Annotated in this window: 12 protein-coding genes and 2 pseudogenes; 7 read left to right on the forward strand and 7 right to left on the reverse strand. The window is 72.0% G+C overall.

Annotated elements, in window-relative coordinates; translation table 11 throughout:
* Positions 1–133: 133 nt before the first annotated feature.
* The 5 genes from PYR72_RS16345 to PYR72_RS16365 all read right to left on the reverse strand — a co-directional run bounded on the left by PYR72_RS16345 (position 134) and on the right by PYR72_RS16365 (position 6598).
* Positions 134–1600 carry a cytochrome P450 gene (locus PYR72_RS16345; RefSeq protein WP_275456029.1) on the reverse strand — a complete coding sequence of 489 codons (1467 nt, stop codon included), beginning with the start codon at positions 1598–1600 and terminating at the stop codon, positions 134–136.
* 146 nt (positions 1601–1746) lie between these two features.
* Complete coding sequence (locus tag PYR72_RS16350) at positions 1747–3990, reverse strand: AAA family ATPase (protein ID WP_275456030.1); 2244 nt, start codon at positions 3988–3990, stop codon at positions 1747–1749.
* Positions 3991–4165: 175 nt separating this feature from the next.
* The gene (locus tag PYR72_RS16355; RefSeq protein WP_275456031.1) at positions 4166–4480 is read right to left on the reverse strand and encodes a thioredoxin domain-containing protein; all 315 of its coding nucleotides are present in this window, start codon (positions 4478–4480) and stop codon (positions 4166–4168) included.
* A gap of 14 nt (positions 4481–4494) precedes the next feature.
* Positions 4495–4923 carry a MerR family transcriptional regulator gene (locus tag PYR72_RS16360; RefSeq protein ID WP_013000586.1) on the reverse strand — a complete coding sequence of 143 codons (429 nt, stop codon included), beginning with the start codon at positions 4921–4923 and terminating at the stop codon, positions 4495–4497.
* Between the two features lie 292 nt (positions 4924–5215).
* Positions 5216–6598, reverse strand: coding sequence for a cation:dicarboxylase symporter family transporter (locus PYR72_RS16365; protein WP_275456032.1), 1383 nt, complete (start codon positions 6596–6598; stop codon positions 5216–5218).
* Between the two features lie 492 nt (positions 6599–7090).
* Here PYR72_RS16365 and PYR72_RS16370 point away from each other — a divergent pair, with 492 nt between their 5' ends.
* The 4 genes and pseudogenes from PYR72_RS16370 to PYR72_RS16385 form a co-directional block, all read left to right on the forward strand.
* Positions 7091–8809 carry a sensor histidine kinase gene (locus PYR72_RS16370; RefSeq protein ID WP_275456033.1) on the forward strand — a complete coding sequence of 573 codons (1719 nt, stop codon included), beginning with the start codon at positions 7091–7093 and terminating at the stop codon, positions 8807–8809.
* The gene (locus PYR72_RS16375; RefSeq protein WP_275456034.1) at positions 8806–9489 is read left to right on the forward strand and encodes a response regulator; all 684 of its coding nucleotides are present in this window, start codon (positions 8806–8808) and stop codon (positions 9487–9489) included. The genes PYR72_RS16370 and PYR72_RS16375 overlap by 4 nt, the downstream gene beginning before the upstream one ends.
* A gap of 27 nt (positions 9490–9516) precedes the next feature.
* A pseudogene (locus PYR72_RS42965) lies at positions 9517–9784 on the forward strand (ABC transporter substrate-binding protein); the annotation flags it as partial.
* A gap of 98 nt (positions 9785–9882) precedes the next feature.
* A pseudogene (locus PYR72_RS16385) lies at positions 9883–9990 on the forward strand (carbohydrate ABC transporter permease); the annotation flags it as partial.
* Positions 9991–10029: 39 nt separating this feature from the next.
* Here PYR72_RS16385 and PYR72_RS16390 read toward each other — a convergent pair.
* Positions 10030–10479, reverse strand: a complete 450-nt coding sequence (locus tag PYR72_RS16390; protein WP_275456035.1) for a PPOX class F420-dependent oxidoreductase — start codon at positions 10477–10479, stop codon at positions 10030–10032.
* A gap of 107 nt (positions 10480–10586) precedes the next feature.
* On the opposite strand from PYR72_RS16390, the gene PYR72_RS16395 reads away from it, so the two are divergent.
* Positions 10587–11366, forward strand: coding sequence for a helix-turn-helix transcriptional regulator (locus PYR72_RS16395; protein ID WP_275456036.1), 780 nt, complete (start codon positions 10587–10589; stop codon positions 11364–11366).
* A gap of 34 nt (positions 11367–11400) precedes the next feature.
* Here the strand turns inward: PYR72_RS16395 and PYR72_RS16400 are convergent, their stop codons facing one another.
* Positions 11401–12426: an ATP-dependent 6-phosphofructokinase gene (locus tag PYR72_RS16400; protein ID WP_275456037.1), complete on the reverse strand. Its 1026-nt coding sequence runs from the start codon at positions 12424–12426 to the stop codon at positions 11401–11403.
* A 278-nt stretch (positions 12427–12704) separates the two neighbouring features.
* Here PYR72_RS16400 and pta point away from each other — a divergent pair, with 278 nt between their 5' ends.
* The gene (gene pta, locus PYR72_RS16405) at positions 12705–14810 is read left to right on the forward strand and encodes a phosphate acetyltransferase (RefSeq protein WP_275456038.1); all 2106 of its coding nucleotides are present in this window, start codon (positions 12705–12707) and stop codon (positions 14808–14810) included.
* 20 nt (positions 14811–14830) lie between these two features.
* Positions 14831–16036: an acetate kinase gene (locus PYR72_RS16410; RefSeq protein ID WP_275456039.1), complete on the forward strand. Its 1206-nt coding sequence runs from the start codon at positions 14831–14833 to the stop codon at positions 16034–16036.
* The last annotated feature ends 78 nt before the right edge of the window (positions 16037–16114 follow it).

Raw genomic sequence — 16114 nt, forward strand, 5'->3', positions numbered from 1 at the left:
CCAGGCCCGGTGGGGGCTGATCGCGCAGTTCCCCGCGCCCCTCACAAGCAGGGGCTGCGCCTTCAGGGGCGCGGGGAACTGCGCGAGAAGCCCCACCGGACCCGCGGACGAGGACGAGCACCCCGGGGAGCGGTCACCCACCCTTCCGCTCCCCGGACAGCATCCGCCGCAACGCCCCCAGCAACCCACCCCCCGCCCGCTCCCCCACCGGCTCCGCAACCGGCACCGTCTCCCCCGGCGCCTCCACCGACGGAGTCACCGGCGAACCCCCGGCCGCCCCACTCCCCTCCCGCCGCCGCGCCGCCCCCCGAGCCGCACTGTGCGCGGCAAGCTCGTACCGCACCGGCAGCAACCGCAGCCCGCGCACCACCGGCCCCGACCGCCACGGCAGCTGGTCCGGCGGCAGGGTCAGCTCCGCCCGCGCGAAGTGGTCGAAGATCCGCCCGACCGCGGTGGTCACGATCGTCCCCGCCAACTCCCGCGCGGCGCTGGGACACTGGTGCGGCCCGGCACCCCACGCCAGATGCGCCCGCGTACTGATCGCGGAGTCGACGAGGTGGGAGGACCCGGTCGCGAGCAGGTCCCGGTGCGCGGCCGCCACCGACGGCGACACGATGTCGCCCGCCCGGATCACGTAGTTCCCCAGCCGCACATCACGCGCCGCGAACCGGAAGCACAGATTGGCCGTCGGCGGATTCACCAGCGCCGCCCGGTTCACCGTCTCCCCGAGCTGTCCGTCGGACAGGCTCCGCCGGACCGTCGCGTTGCCCCGCAGCACCTCCAGCAGGGTGTTGCAGACCATGTTGCCGGTGATGTCGTTCAGGTAGACCGCGTTCATGAACAGCTCGCGGCCCAGCTGTTCGTCGCTCAGCGTGGGGTCGGAGAGCAGCATGTACGAGGTCAGGTCCTCCCCGGGACGCGAGCGCCGATGGGCCGCCAGCCGGGTCATCGCGCCCAGCGCCCGTCCGGTGGCCGGCCCCGCGTCGGGCCCGCCGTCCAGCATCCGCCACAGGTCCATGACCATCTCGTCGCCCAGTTCGACGGGGCAGCCGAACAGCCTGGTCGTGACCATGAGGAGCAGCGGCCGGGTGTACTGGGCCGCGAGATCGGCGAATCCGCTCGTCCCGGACTCGGCCGCGAGCAGGCCGATCAGCTCGTCGGCGTACCGTGCGACGGCCGCCCGCAGCTCCCAGCCCTCGGGCGAGTGGCCGTCCTGGAAGGGCCGCATCGCCGAGTGGTAGCTCAGCCGGGCCCGCCGGTGCTCCTCGTCGTCGAAGAACATGGTCTGCCGGACCTCGTACCCGGCGAGGAGCGGCCAGTCCTTCGGCAACCGCCCCTCCGCCCGCGCCCGCCAGTGCCGGACGTCACGCCGCCAGACGCTGTCGTTGCGCAGGACCTCCAGCACCTCGCGGTAGTCGAGAACCAGCCACGCCGGTACCCCCATCAGCCCCACCGGCGCCACGGGGCCGTAGGTGCTCCGCAGCCGCTCGTAGACGCTGCCCGGGTCCGCGTCGAACTCCGAGGTCAGCAGCGGCTCCACGCGCAGCGATTCCAGGCCGGGGCCGCCGGCCGGAGCGGCCGCGAACGGATGTGTTTCCATGACCGACACGCATACCGCATGAACCGTGCACGAGCAGTGACGATGACCGTAACTGTTACGGGTTGGTGATCCCGGATGCACCTGTGGTGACGGTGGCGGGAACGCCGGCTGGCGGGTAGCTGCCAGACGGCGTCCGCCCGTCGACTTCACGCCACCGTCAGTTCTTCCGCCAGCGCCGGGGGCAGGTCCTCCGCGTGCACGACGCCGAGCGACTGCGTCGCCCGGGTCAGCGCGACGTACAGATCGCTCGTGCCGAGGCGCGCCGGCTCGACGACGAGGACGGAGTCGAACTCCAGCCCCTTGGCCTGCCGGGGGTCGAGGAGGACGACGGTCCTGGTCAGATCGGGTTCCGCGCCCGCCGTCACCCCGTCCAGCCGGGCGGCGAGCGCCCGGTGCAGCTCGCGTGGCGCGATGACGCCGAGCCGCCCCTCGGCCGGGGTCAGCTCGGCCGCCGCCTTGGCGACCTCGGCGGGCAGCTCCTTGGCGGCCGCGCGCCGCGCCCAGGGGCGTACGCCCGTGGACCGTACGGAGCTGGGCGGCTCGAAGCCGGGGCGCTCGGCGCGGACGACGCCGGCCGCGACCGCCATGATCTCGGCGGGGGTGCGGTAGTTGACCGCGAGGCGGGTGTGCTCCCAGCGGTCCTGGACGTACGGGGCGAGGATGTCGGACCAGGAGCCGACGCCCGCGGCCTCCGCGGTCTGGGCCGGGTCGCCGACCAGGGTCATCGAGCGGGTCGGCGAGCGCCGCATCAGCAGCCGCCAGGCCATCGGCGACAGCTCCTGCGCCTCGTCGACGATGATGTGCCCGAACGCCCAGGTGCGGTCGGCCGCCGCGCGCTCGGCGGCGCTGCGGTGGTCGTCCTCCTCGTGCCGCTCCGCGAACCGCTCGGCGTCGATGATGTCGTGCGCGGACAGCACCTCGGAGCCGTCGGGGTCGCTGTCCTCCTTGTCCTCGAACTCGTACGTCCGGGAGGCGTAGGACACCTCCAGCACGCCCTGCGCGAAGGCGATCCGCGTCTCCCGCTCGCGCTCGGCGCGCGCCCGTGCCGAGCGGTCGTCGTCGCCGAGCAGTTCGGCGGCCTCGTCGAGGAGGGGCACGTCGGCGACGGTCCACGCCCGGGTGACCGGACGGCGTACGGCGTCGGCGTCCTCGGCGGACAGGTACGCGTCGGGTTCGGCGAGGAAGTCGGCGATCAGGCGGCGCGGGGTGATCCGGGGCCACAGCCGGCCGATGGCCGACCAGACCTCGGGGTTCTCGGCGAGTTCGTCGCGGATCTGGGTGATGTCGCTCGCGTCGAGGAGGTTGGTGCCGTCGTACGGGTCGGTGCCGATGCGTTCGGCGACCATGTCCGTGAGGGTGTTGAGGATGTGGCCCTCGAAGTGCTCCCGGGCCTCGTTGTGCGGGAGTTTCGCCTCACGGGTGCGCTCGCGGGCGACCCGTACGAGGTCGTCGTCGAGCATGAGGATCTCCCGGTCGTGCTCGATGGCGATCACCGGGTCGGGCAGGGTCTGCCGGTCCCGTACGACGGCCGCGAGCACGTCGGCCATGGCGGCGCTCCCCTTCACCCTGGCCGCCCGCGGGGTGTCGGACGCGGTCGCCCGTACGCCGGGGAACAGTTCGCCGACGGTGGCCAGCAGGACGCCCGTCTCGCCCAGGGAGGGCAGTACCTCGCCGATGTAGCCGAGGAAGGCGGGGTTGGGGCCGACGACGAGGACGGCGCGCTTGGCGAGGAGTTCGCGCTGCTCGTAGAGGAGGAAGGCGGCCCGGTGCAGGGCGACGGCGGTCTTGCCGGTGCCGGGGCCGCCCTCGACGACCATCACCCCCTGGTGCGGGGCCCGGATGACGCGGTCCTGCTCGGCCTGGATGGTCTGCACGATGTCGCCCATGCGGCCGGTGCGGGCGGAGTCGAGGGCGGCGAGCAGGACGGCGTCGCCGGTCGGGTCCTCGTAGCCGGTGCGGGTGGCGTCGCCGAGGTCGAGGATCTCGTCGTGCAGGGCGGTGACCCGGCGGCCCTCGGTGGTGAGGTGCCGGCGGCGGCGCAGGCCCATCGGGGTGTGCCCGGTGGCGAGATAGAAGGGGCGGGCGACGTCGGCGCGCCAGTCGATCAGGATCGGGGTGCGCTCGGCGTCGTCCTCCCGCAGCCCGATCCGGCCGATGTGGTGGACGTCCCCGTCGGCGAGGTCGAGCCGGCCGAAGCAGAGGGAGCCGTCCACGGCGTTCAGCGCGGCCAGCAGCCCCGAGCGTTCGGCGACGAGGATGTCCCGCTCCAGGCGGGCCTGGCGGGGGGTGTGGCCCTGGGCGAGCGCGTCCGTCACGGACGTCTCGGTCTCACCGCGCAGGGCGTCCACGCGGGCGTACACGCCGTCGATGAATTCCTGCTCGCGCCGCAATTCATCGTGTGCATCATGCGAAAAGCCGGTGTTTGACAATTCCACTCCCGCCCGGATATACTGTGCTCACTGAACTTCCTTGCGACTCCATTCCATTGAAGTCGCGAACCGTCAAATATACGCAAGAAAATCCCCCGAGCGCAATTGCTCGGGGGATTTTCCGTATATGCGGGATTCAGAGCACGTCGGCGAGTTCCTCCAGCAGCCGCCGCTTCGGCCGCGCGCCGACCATGGCCTTCAGCGGCTCCCCGCCCCGGAACACCATGAACGTCGGCATCGACAGCACCCGGTAGGCGTGGGTGGTCTCCGGATTGGTGTCCACGTCCAGCTGCACCACCTTCAGCCGCCCGCCCTCCTCCTCGGCGAGCGCGCTGAGCACCGGCCCCATCTGCCGGCAGGGCGGACACCAGTCGGCCGTGAACTCCACCAGCACCGGCAGCTCCGCCCCGATCACCTCCGCCTCGAAGTCCGCGTCCGTCACTTCCGCCACACCGGCCGCCCTGATCACAGCTGTCCGCCTCCCAGTTCACACCCCGGCTCCGGACCCCCCGGAACCTCCGCCTCGGCCGCCAGCCGCTCCCGCGCCCGCTCGGCCCGCGCCAACTGCTCGCCGACCGACGCCCGCACGGCCGCCAGCTCACCGATCAGCGCGTCGAGTTCGTCCAGCTTCCGCCGGTACACCGCCAGCGACGCCGGGCACGAGTCGCCCTCCGGGTGCCCGGCCCGCAGACACTCCACGAAGGGCCGCGTCTCCTCCAGGTCGAACCCGAAGTCCTGCAGGGTGCGGATCTGCCGCAGCAGCTTCAGATCGCCCTCGTCGTACGTCCGATAGCCGTTGCCGGCCCGCCGCGCGGGCAGCAGTCCCCGCGCCTCGTAGTACCGCAACGCCCGTGTCGTCGTCCCGGCCCGTTCCGCCAGCTCCCCGATGCGCATGACAGGACCGTATTCCTTGACCCCGGCGTCAAGGAAAGCCCGGGGCGGACCGGCGGGGGGGGAAGACGGCAAAGGCCGAGCGGCCAGGTCTATAGGGGGAGGACCTGGCCGCTCGGTGTTCCGGGGGGTGCTTGTTCCGTTGTCCTTGCTGGAACCGTACGGCCGGGTCTACGGGGGGAGGACCCGGCCGTACGGGGTCTTGGGAGCCTTCTCGGTGGGGCCGCCCCCGGCCCCGTCAGGGGCGCGGGGAACTACGCGACCGGCCACACTCGATCCGCGGTCGGAAGGCGACCTACGCCTTGGCGAGTTCCTTCTCGCCGTCGGGCTCGGCGGCCGCAGCCGGCGCGGCCGACCCGTGGCCGTCGTCCAGCAGCGTCGCCTCGTCGAACGGCGCGCGCCCGGCGAGGACCTCGCCCACACGCTCCTTGTCGATCTCCTTGGTCCAGGTGCCGATGAGGACCGTGGCGACCGCGTTGCCCGCGAAGTTGGTGAGGGCGCGGGCCTCGCTCATGAAGCGGTCGATGCCGACGATGAGGCCGATACCGTCCACCAGGGCCGGCTTGTGGGACTGCAGGCCGCCCGCGAGGGTCGCCAGACCCGCGCCGGTGACACCGGCCGCGCCCTTGGAGGCCACCAGCAGGAACAGCAGCAGCGGGATCTGCTCGCCGACCGACATCGGCGTACCCATGGCGTCGGCGATGAACAGGGACGCCATGGTCATGTAGATCATGGTGCCGTCGAGGTTGAAGGAGTAGCCGGTCGGGACGGTGATACCGACGACGGGCTTGCTGACACCCAGGTGCTCCATCTTCGCGATGAGGCGCGGCAGCGCCGACTCGGAGGAGGAGGTGGACAGGATCAGCAGGAACTCACGGCCCAGGTACTTGAAGAGCGTGAAGATGTTCATGCCCGCGACGATCCGCAGCAGGGCGCCGAGGACGATGAAGACGAACAGGAAGCAGGTGATGTAGAAGCCGATCATCAGCACCGCGAGGCTCTTGAGGGCGTCGAGGCCCGCGGAACCGGTCACGGCGGCGATCGCGCCGAAGGCACCGATGGGGGCGGCCCACATCACCATCGCGAGGATGCGGAAGACGAGGCGCTGGATGTGCTCGACACCGCGCAGGATCGGCTGACCGGAGTCGCCCATGGCCTGGAGCGCGAAGCCGGCGAAGAGGGCGACGAGCAGCGTCTGGAGGACCTCGCCGCCGGTGAAGGCGGAGACGATGGTCGTCGGGATGATGCCCAGCAGGAACTCGGTGGTGTCCTTGGCCTCCGCCGACACCTGCGCCTGACCGGTCTCCTTGATCGCGTCGGTGACCGCGAGGCCGGTGCCCGGCTCGACGATGTTGCCGACGACCAGGCCGATGCCGAGGGCGACCAGCGACATCACCGTGAAGTAGGCGAGGGCGATACCGCCGACGGCGCCGACCTTCGCGGCCTTCCGTACGGACCCGATGCCCAGCACGATCGTGCAGAAGATGATCGGCGAGATCATCATCTTGATCAGGTTCACGAACCCGGTGCCGATCGGCTTCAGCTCGACGGCGAAGTCGGGGGCGATGAGCCCCACGGCGATGCCGAGGGCCACGGCCACGATCACGGCGATGTACAGGTAGTGGGTGCGGTCCCGCTTGGCGGGAGCGGTAGGTGCCGTATGGGTGCTGCTGGCCACGGCTGCCCTCCTCGTCGACGACGTCGTCGGCTCGCTGTTCCGGCGTGCGGCTCACGACCGGGGGAATTCGGGAGACGGTCTCCCGGGGTGGGAACCGGCGGGTTCCCGGGTGGGAGACCGGCTCCCGGGGCGGGAGCCGGCGGGCTCCCGGAGCCGGCAGCTGGGGGACTTCCGGCGGCGGTGGGAGCGGGGCTCCCGGGGGTGTGGGAGCCGGGGCTCCCGGCGGTGGAAGCCGGCGGGCTTCCGGACCGGAAACGGGGAGGTTTCCGGCGGTGGGAGCTGGGGGGCTCCCGGGGGGTGGGAGAGATGTCTCCCGGGGGTGGGAGACGGGCTCCCGGCGGCTCGGGGTTGGGGGTCCCGGTGCGGGAGTCGTCCTCCCTGTCGGTGTCCAGGTGCTGGACGAGTCGATGCGCTGACTATCCCCCGCCCTGTGAGGGCGGTCACCCTTCCGTTCATTTAGTTCACGCCAACCCGTGCGTGCAGACTGTTGCCATGCGCGTCCCGCACCGCCTCCGCCCCCGCAGCCTGGCCGGCCAGCTCTTCGCCGTGCAGGCGGTGCTCATCGCCGCCCTCCTGGCCGGATACGCGCTGTTCACCTACGTCAGCGACCGCTCGCAGGCGGAGGAGGCGGGAACGCGCCAGGCCCTGGCCGTGGCCGCCACCGTCGCGGACGCCCCGTCGGTCCGGGCGGCCATCCACACGTCCGACCCCACCGAGCGGCTCCAGCCGTACGCCACCGAGGTGCAGCGGCACGCCGGCGTCGACTTCGTGACGATCATGACCCCCGACGGCATCCGCTGGACGCACCCGGACCCCGACCGGATCGGCGAGCACTTCCTCGGCCACATCGAGAAGGCGCGACAGGGCGGCTCGATCACCGAGACCTACACGGGCACCCTCGGCCCCTCGGTCCGCGCGGTCACCCCGATCATGGAGGACGGCAAGGTCATCGGCCTGGTCAGCGCCGGTATACGGGTCCAGGCGATCAGCGACCGGGTCCAGGAACAGCTCACGGCCCTCGTCGGCGTCGCCTCCGGTGCGCTGGCCCTCGGCGGCATGGGCACCTATGTCGTCAACGCCCGGCTGCGCCGCCACACGCACAACATGAACGCCGCCGAGCTGAGCAACATGCACGACTACCACCAGGCCGCCCTGCACGCCGTGCGGGAGGGCCTGCTGATGCTCGACGGGCAGTACCGGGTGGCGCTCATCAACGACGGCGCCCGGGAGCTGCTGGGGGTGACGGACGACGCGGTCGGACGCTCGGTGGCGGAACTGGGCCTGCCGGCCCCGCTGACGGGCGCCCTGCTCTCCTCCGAGCCACGGGTGGACGAGGTGCTCCTCACCGCCGACCGGGTGCTCGTGGTGAACACCTCCCCGGTGTCGGGCGGCCAGCGCCGGGGCACGGTGGTCACACTCCGGGACGTGACCGAACTGCAGTCCCTCACCGGCGAGTTGAACTCCGAGCGCGGTTTCACGCAGGCGCTGCGTTCCCAGGCGCACGAGGCCGCGAACCGTCTGCACACGGTCGTCTCGCTCATCGAGCTGGGCCGCTCGGACGAGGCGATCGACTTCGCGACGGCGGAACTGGAACTGGCGCAGGCCCTCACGGACCAGGTCGTCGCGGCGGTGAGCGAACCGGTTCTCGCCGCCCTGCTGCTGGGCAAGGCGGCCCAGGCGAACGAGCGGGGCGTCGAACTGGTGGTGTCCGAGGACAGCCGCATCGACGACGGGCTGCTCCCTGAGTCGCTGCCCGCCCGCGACCTGGTGACGGTCCTGGGCAATCTGATCGACAACGCCGTGGACGCGGCGCAGGGTTCGGTGGGGGCGAGGGTGACGGTGACGGCCTACACAGCCGGTACGGACCGGACGGACGGCGCGGACGGACCGGCGGACGGCCCCGTGCTGGTGCTGCGGGTGTCCGACACGGGCAGCGGCATCAACCCGGCCCACGCGGAGGCCGTGTTCGAGCGCGGCTTCTCGACGAAGCCGGCCGGCCCCGGGGGCCGCGGGCTCGGTCTGGCCCTCGTACGGCAGACCGCGCGCCGGCACGGCGGCACGCTGACCGTGGCGGAGGCGGCCGGGGGCGGGGCCCAGTTCGAGGTGCGGCTGCCGCTGGGCACGGGCGGCGGCGAGCGGCCGGTCCCGGCCGTGCGGGACAAGGCGGACCGGGCCCCTCGGGCCACAGTGGCTGGAGGCGACGACGTATGACCGGTGCCGATCCCATCAGAGTCCTGGTCGTCGAGGACGACCCCGTGGCCGCCGACGCGCACATGATGTACGTCGGCCGTGTCCCCGGCTTCGCGGCGGTCGGCAAGGCCCACACGGGGGCGGAGGCGCGGCGCGCCCTGGAGCGCATGCCGGTGGACCTGCTGCTGCTGGACCTCCATCTGCCGGACGTGCACGGTCTGCAGCTGGCCCGCTCCCTGCGGGCGGCGGGGCATCACGCGGACGTGATAGCGGTGACGTCGGCCCGGGACCTGACGGTGGTCCGGGAGGGCGTGTCGCTGGGCGTGGTCCAGTACGTCCTGAAACCGTTCACCTTCGCAACGCTCCGTGACCGTCTCGTGCGCTACGCCGAGTTCCACGCGGCGGCCGGCGAGGCGAGCGGCCAGGACGAGGTGGACCGCGCCCTGGCGACCCTGCGGGCCCCCGGCCCGGCTGCCCTGCCCAAAGGGCTGAGCGCGCCGACCCTGGAGCGCGTGACGGTGGCCCTGCGCGACGCGGACGAGGGCCTGACGGCGGCCGGGGTCGCGGAGACGGTGGGCATCTCCCGCATCACGGCCCGCCGGTATCTGGAACACCTGGTGGACGCGGGCCGCGCGGCCCGCAGCCCGCAGTACGGGCAGGTGGGGCGGCCCGAGCTGCAGTACCGGTGGGTGAAGGGGTAGCGGCCGGACAGCAGGAGGTCGTGCCCCGTGCGCCCCAGCGCACCCCGCCACCGCCGCTCGCCCCTCCGTCTCCTTCCTCACCGCGGCCCTGGCGATCACCCGCGCCCGGCGTCCTCACGGCCTGCGGCAGCGGGTCCGGCGGCGACCCGGACACCGTGGAGATCTCCTACAAACAGTCGACGGACAACCAGGTCCGGGTCATGGACACCTTCCTCGCCGACGTCGGGGAACAGTTCGAGAAGGCGAACCCGGGCAAGAAGGTGAAGCTCGTCCCGACAAAGCCCCGGACTCGGACCTCCCTGAACACCCGCCGGTGGAGATCACCTTCACGCCGCTGCTGAACAGCCTGCCGCTGGCGGCGGAGGCACGGCGCTCATGGTGGTGTGCGCGGTACTGGCGGCGTCCTCCGTGCTCTACTCGACGCCGGTGATCCCGCTGTACGTGGGCGTGGCCGGACGGCTGGGCGGCGGCTTCGCGCTGGGCGGGGCGGTCAAGGGGTGAGGCCGGCCGGCTGCCGCGGCCGGCCCGCTCCCTTGTCCCTCACGCCTGCGGCAGCACACCCGCCCGGAACGGCTCCACCCCCACCACGCGCCGCACCCGCACCGGCTCGATCAGGATCATCAGCCGCCGCTCCCCGGGCAGCAGCCACGGATACCGCTCCTCCCCGATGTACTTCCGGGTGAGCCGGTCCATGGCGCGCAGGGCGTCGTCCCCTTCGACGAACCGCGCCACCCGGCCCCGGATCTCGGCCCGGTCGTAGGGGTTCGCGGTGTCGTGATGGGACAGGGACACCTGCGGGTTGCGGCGCAGGTTCTCCTCCTTCACCCGCCCCACGGAGGTGTTGACCATGACGTACTCGGCGTCGCCGACGGCCTCGATGTCCACCCACATGGGTGATACCTGAGGCGCCCCGTCCGGTCCGACCGTCGCCAAGTGCCAGAAATTCGGCGCCAGTAGGCGTTCGCGTATGTGTCCGTCCAGCGGTGTCATGCGGCATCCCTACCCACGCCGCACGCACCGCCACGGTCTCCCACCATCCGTGAGTGTGGCCGAACAGTCCGTAGTCAGCGCCGCCCCGCGGTCCTTACGGTGTGCGCGTGCACCGACGCTCAGCCCATGAACACGGACCCGAACAGCCGCTCCCGCAGCCGCACTCGGACCCCCGGCCCACCGACGCCCCCACCCCGCCCTTCGACGCTCCCGCCGCCCGCGGCCTCCGTATCGCTCTCGGGATGGAGCCCGAGCATGTCGCGTACGGCATACGCTCCTCGTACGGGCTGCCCCACGTCACCCCCGACCTGGTCGCCGCCTGGGAGCGCGGCGGCGTCCCGCCCACCGGGCCCGAACTCACCGCGCTGGCCGGTGTGTTGTGGTGCTCGACGGCCGAACTCGTCGGCACGCCCCGGACCCTGCGCGAGCACCGGACGGCCCGGGGTCTCGCCGCCGAGGACGTCGCCCGCGCGGCCGGGCTCGAACTGCCCGTGTACGTGCGGGCGGAGGAGAGCGAGGAGTGGCACGGGACGGACCGTCAGGCCGCCGCCCTCGGGGTCGCGCTCGACCTCTCGATCCCCGAACTCGTCATCGCCCTGGGCCTGGAGGGCCGCCTCGGGGAACTCCTCCGCGACGCGGTGACCACCCGCTGGCAGGCGCAGGTGCGGCCCGCCGCCAGGCTGCTGTCCTTCGACCGGCACCTGGACCGGCGTCTCCTGGAGGACGTCCTGCGGGAGATGCACGGCGACTACCAGAACCTGGTGACCGCCACCCTCACCTGGGCCAACGGCACCGCCGCCACCGACTCGGGCGACGCGGGCCGTGACTACCTGGACCAGGTCGTCGGCCACTTCTGGGCACTCGTCCGGAGAACGGCGGCCCGCTGAAGGGGCCGGGCAGGCCCCCTCGCCGGGGACCGGTCTAGAACACCGACTCCGCCTCGTCCATCCGGTCCTTCGGCACCGTCTTCAGCTCGGTCACCGCCTCCGCCAGCGGCACCATCACCACGTCGGTGCCGCGCAGGGCGGTCATCCGGCCGTAGTCGCCGCGGTGCGCGGCCTCCACCGCGTGCCAGCCGAAGCGCGTGGCGAGCACCCTGTCGTAGGCGGTCGGGGTGCCGCCGCGCTGGATGTGGCCGAGGATGACCGGCTTGGCCTCCTTGCCGAGGCGCCGCTCCAGTTCGTAGGCGAGCGCGGTCCCGATGCCCTGGAAGCGCTCGTGGCCGAACTGGTCGATCTCGCCGTGGCCGTAGTCCATCGAGCCCTCGGCGGGGTGCGCGCCCTCCGCGACACAGATGACCGCGAACTTCTTGCCGCGCGCGAAGCGCTCCTCGACCATCTTCACGAGGTCGGCAGGGTCGAACGCGCGCTCGGGCAGGCAGATGCCGTGCGCGCCCGCCGCCATCCCGGACTCCAGCGCGATCCAGCCCGCGTGCCGGCCCATGACCTCGACCACCATCACGCGCTGGTGGGACTCGGCGGTGGTCTTCAGGCGGTCCATCGCCTCCGTGGCGACGCCGACCGCCGTGTCGAAGCCGAAGGTGCGGTCCGTCGAGGAGATGTCGTTGTCGATGGTCTTCGGGACGCCGACCACCGGCAGGCCCGCGTCCGACAGCATCCGCGCCGCCGTCAGCGTGCCCTCGCCGCCGATCGGGATCAGTACGTCGATGCCGAACCGGTGCGCCATGTCCTGCACGCTCTCGCACGCCTCGCGCAGGCGGTCGCGCTGGAGGCGGGAGGAGCCGAGCATGGTGCCGCCGCGGGCGAGGATGCCGCTGACGGACTCCAGGTCGAGGGTGCGGTAGCGGCCGTCGAGCAGTCCGGCGTAGCCGTCCTCGAAGCCGATGACCTCGTCGCCGTACTGGGCGACCGCTCGGTGCACGACCGACCGGATCACTGCGTTCAGGCCCGGACAGTCGCCGCCTGCGGTGAGAACTCCGATACGCATCGTGCTGGGTCTCCTGATCGTCCTGATCGTCCTGCTCGGTACTGGTACTGATGAGCCAGTCCGATTGTTTCACGGCTCCCAGGGGGTCGCCGCGCCCGTCCGCCGCCGCCCGGCACCCCCGTGCGGACCACTTCGGGCTGATGGGCGCCTTATCCATGGTCAAGGGTATTGTCAAGAGGGTTTCCGTCCGCCACGGCGGTGATTTTCACCCCTGCCGGCCGAGCCCCCGCCAACCGCACCACACGTCCTACACGTCCCACAGGAAACGGAGAGCACACGTGACGCGCAGCGTGTACGTGACCGGGATCGACCGCGGCGACGGCCGCCAGGTGGTCGAGCTGGGGGTGATGGAGCTCCTCACCCGCCAGGTCGACCGGGTGGGGGTGTTCCGGCCACTGCTGCACCACGGGCCGGACCGGCTGTTCGATCTGCTGCGCGCACGGTACCGGCTCACCCAGGACCCGGCGACCGTGTACGGCATGGACTACCACGAGGCGTCCACGCTGCAGGCCCAGCACGGCACGGACGAGCTGGTGTCGGCGCTCGTCGACCGGTTCCACGCCGTCGCCCGCGACTTCGACGTCGTCCTCGTCCTCGGAACCGACTTCGCCGACACCCAGTTCCCGGACGAACTCTCCCTCAACGCCCGGCTCGCCAACGAGTTCGGCGCCTCCGTCATCCCGGTCGTCGGCGGCCGGGGGCAGACCGCCGAGTCCGTGGCCGCCGAGACCCACAACGCGTTCCGCGCGTACGACGGCCTCGGCTGTGACGTGCTCGCCATGGTCGTCAACCGGGTCGCGCCCGCGGACCGGGACGACATAGCCGAGCGGCTCGGGGACTCCCGGCCGCCGCTCCCGGTGCCCTGTTACGTCCTGCCCGACGAGCCGGCGCTCTCCGCGCCCACCGTCGCCCAGATCACCCACGCCCTCGGCGGCACGGTGCTCCTCGGCGACGACTCGGGCCTCGCCCGTGACGCGCTGAACTTCGTCTTCGGCGGGGCCATGCTGCCCAACTTCCTCAACGCCCTGACCCCGGGCTGCATGGTCGTCACCCCTGGCGACCGCGCGGACCTGGTCGTCGGCGCCCTCGCCGCCCACAGCGCCGGCACCCCGCCGATCGCCGGCGTGCTGCTCACCCTGAACGAGCGGCCCAGCCAGGAGGTCCTGACCCTCGCCGCGCGGCTCGCGCCCGGCACGCCCGTGGTCGCCGTCGAGACGGGTTCCTTCCTCACCGCCTCCGAACTCTTCTCCATGGAGGGCAAGTTGAGCGCGGTGACCCCGCGCAAGGCGGAGACCGCGCTCGGCCTGTTCGAGCGGTACGCCGACACCGCCGAGCTGCGGGGCAGGGTCTCCGCACCGAGCAGCGACCGGGTCACCCCGATGATGTTCGAGCACACCCTCCTCGAACAGGCCCGCTCCGACAAGCGCCGTGTCGTGCTGCCCGAGGGCACCGAGGAGCGCGTCCTGCACGCCGCCGAGGTGCTGCTGCGGCGCGGGGTCTGCGACCTCACCCTGCTCGGCCCGGTCGAACAGATCCGCAAGAAGGCCGCCGACCTGGGCATCGACCTGGGCGACAGCCAGCTGGTGGACCCGGCGACCTCCACGTGGCGGGACAGGTTCGCCGAGAAGTACGCCCAGCTCCGCGCCCACAAGAACATCAGCGTCGAGCTGGCGTACGACGTGGTGTCCGACGTGAACTACTTCGGCACGCTCATGGTCCAGGAGGGGCTGGCCGACGGCATGGTGTCGGGGTCCGTGCACTCCACCGCCGCCACCATCCGGCCCGCCTTCGAGATCATCAAGACCCGGCCGGACGCGGACATCGTCTCGTCCGTCTTCTTCATGTGCCTCGCCGACAAGGTGCTGGTCTACGGGGACTGCGCGGTCAACCCGGACCCGGACGCCGAGCAGCTCGCCGACATCGCCGTCCAGTCGGCCGCCACCGCACGGCAGTTCGGGGTGGAACCGCGGATCGCGATGCTGTCGTACTCCACGGGGACCTCCGGGTCGGGCGCCGACGTCGACAAGGTGCGCCGGGCCACCGAGCTGGTGCGCGCCCGGCGCCCCGATCTGCTGATCGAGGGGCCGATCCAGTACGACGCCGCCGTGGAGCCGAGCGTGGCGGCGACGAAGCTGCCGGACTCCGAGGTCGCGGGCCAGGCGACGGTGCTGGTCTTCCCGGACCTCAACACCGGCAACAACACCTACAAGGCCGTCCAGCGGTCGGCGGGCGCGCTCGCGGTGGGGCCGGTGCTGCAGGGGCTGCGCAAGCCGGTCAACGACCTGTCCCGGGGAGCGCTCGTCCAGGACATCGTCACCACGGTCGCCATCACGGCGATCCAGGCCCAGACCTCCGCCGCCGCCCTCGGCGACCCCGGCAAGTGAACCCCGTCAGGAAGCAGACCGTGACCGCCACCCGCGTACTCGTCCTCAACTCCGGCTCCTCGTCGGTGAAGTACCAACTGCTCGACATGCGCGACCGTGCCCGGCTGGCCGTCGGGCTGGTCGAACGGATCGGTGAGGAGAACTCCCGGCTGAAGCACACCCCGCTCATCGAAGGGGGCGACCCCCGCGAGCGCACCGGGCCGATCGCCGACCACGACGAGGCCCTGAAGGCCGTCGCCGAGGAACTGGCGGCGGACGGGCTCGGCCTCGACTCCCCCGAACTGGCCGCCATCGGGCACCGCGTCGTGCACGGCGGCCAGAGCTTCACGCAGCCGACCGTCGTCGACGACACCGTGCTCGCCGAGATCGAGCGCCTGATCCCGGTGGCGCCGCTGCACAACCCGGCCAACCTCACCGGCATCCGCACCGCCCGCGCGCTGCGCCCCGACCTCCCGCAGGTCGCCGTCTTCGACACCGCGTTCCACACGACGATGCCGGAGTCCGCCGCCCGCTACGCGATCGACGTGGAGACCGCCGACGCGCACCGCATCCGGCGCTACGGCTTCCACGGCACCTCGCACGCCTACGTCTCCCGGGCGACGGCCGAACTGCTGGGCAGGGCGCCCGAGGACGTCAACGTGATCGTCCTGCACCTCGGCAACGGGGCCTCCGCCTCGGCGGTCCGGGGCGGACGGTGCGTGGACACCTCCATGGGGCTCACCCCCTTGGAGGGGCTCGTGATGGGTACGCGGTCCGGAGACCTGGACCCGGCCGTCATCTTTCATTTGATGCGCGTTGGCGAAATGTCCACGGACGAGATCGACACTCTCCTCAACAAGAGGAGCGGTCTGATCGGACTGTGCGGCGACAACGACATGCGGGAAATACGCCGCCGCGTCGACGAGGGCGACGAGCGGGCGAAGCTGGCCTTCGACATCTACATTCACCGGCTGAAGAAGTACATCGGGGCCTACTGCGCGGTGCTCGGCCGGGTGGACGCGGTCGTCTTCACCGCCGGTGTGGGCGAGAACGCCGCGCCCGTGCGGGAGGCCGCCGTGGGGGGCCTGGAGGGCCTGGGACTGGCGGTCGACGGCGAGCTGAACGCCGTCCGGAGCGGTGAGCCCCGGCTGATCTCGCCGGCCGGAGCACGGGTCGCGGTCGCGGTGGTGCCGACGGACGAGGAACTGGAGATCGCGGCACAAACGTATGCCCTGGTCGCCATATGAGCGAAGAGGGCGCGAGTGAGCGGAGAACAGCGGAGGAATACACGCCGGTAACACGCCTGAGCGCATAGCCGCACATTT

The organism is Streptomyces sp. VNUA24, assembly GCF_029167005.1.
GTDB lineage: Bacteria > Actinomycetota > Actinomycetes > Streptomycetales > Streptomycetaceae > Streptomyces > Streptomyces scabiei.

Excerpts from the sequence above, each read along its gene's own strand:
- PYR72_RS16345 (WP_275456029.1), bottom strand. The coding sequence starts at position 1,600 with ATGGAAACACATCCGTTCGCGGCCGCTCCGGCCGGCGGCCCCGGCCTG.
- PYR72_RS16360 (WP_013000586.1), bottom strand. The coding sequence starts at position 4,923 with ATGCGCATCGGGGAGCTGGCGGAACGGGCCGGGACGACGACACGGGCG.
- PYR72_RS16370 (WP_275456033.1), top strand. The coding sequence starts at position 7,091 with ATGCGCGTCCCGCACCGCCTCCGCCCCCGCAGCCTGGCCGGCCAGCTC.
- PYR72_RS16375 (WP_275456034.1), top strand. The coding sequence starts at position 8,806 with ATGACCGGTGCCGATCCCATCAGAGTCCTGGTCGTCGAGGACGACCCC.
- PYR72_RS16390 (WP_275456035.1), bottom strand. The coding sequence starts at position 10,479 with ATGACACCGCTGGACGGACACATACGCGAACGCCTACTGGCGCCGAAT.
- PYR72_RS16400 (WP_275456037.1), bottom strand. The coding sequence starts at position 12,426 with ATGCGTATCGGAGTTCTCACCGCAGGCGGCGACTGTCCGGGCCTGAAC.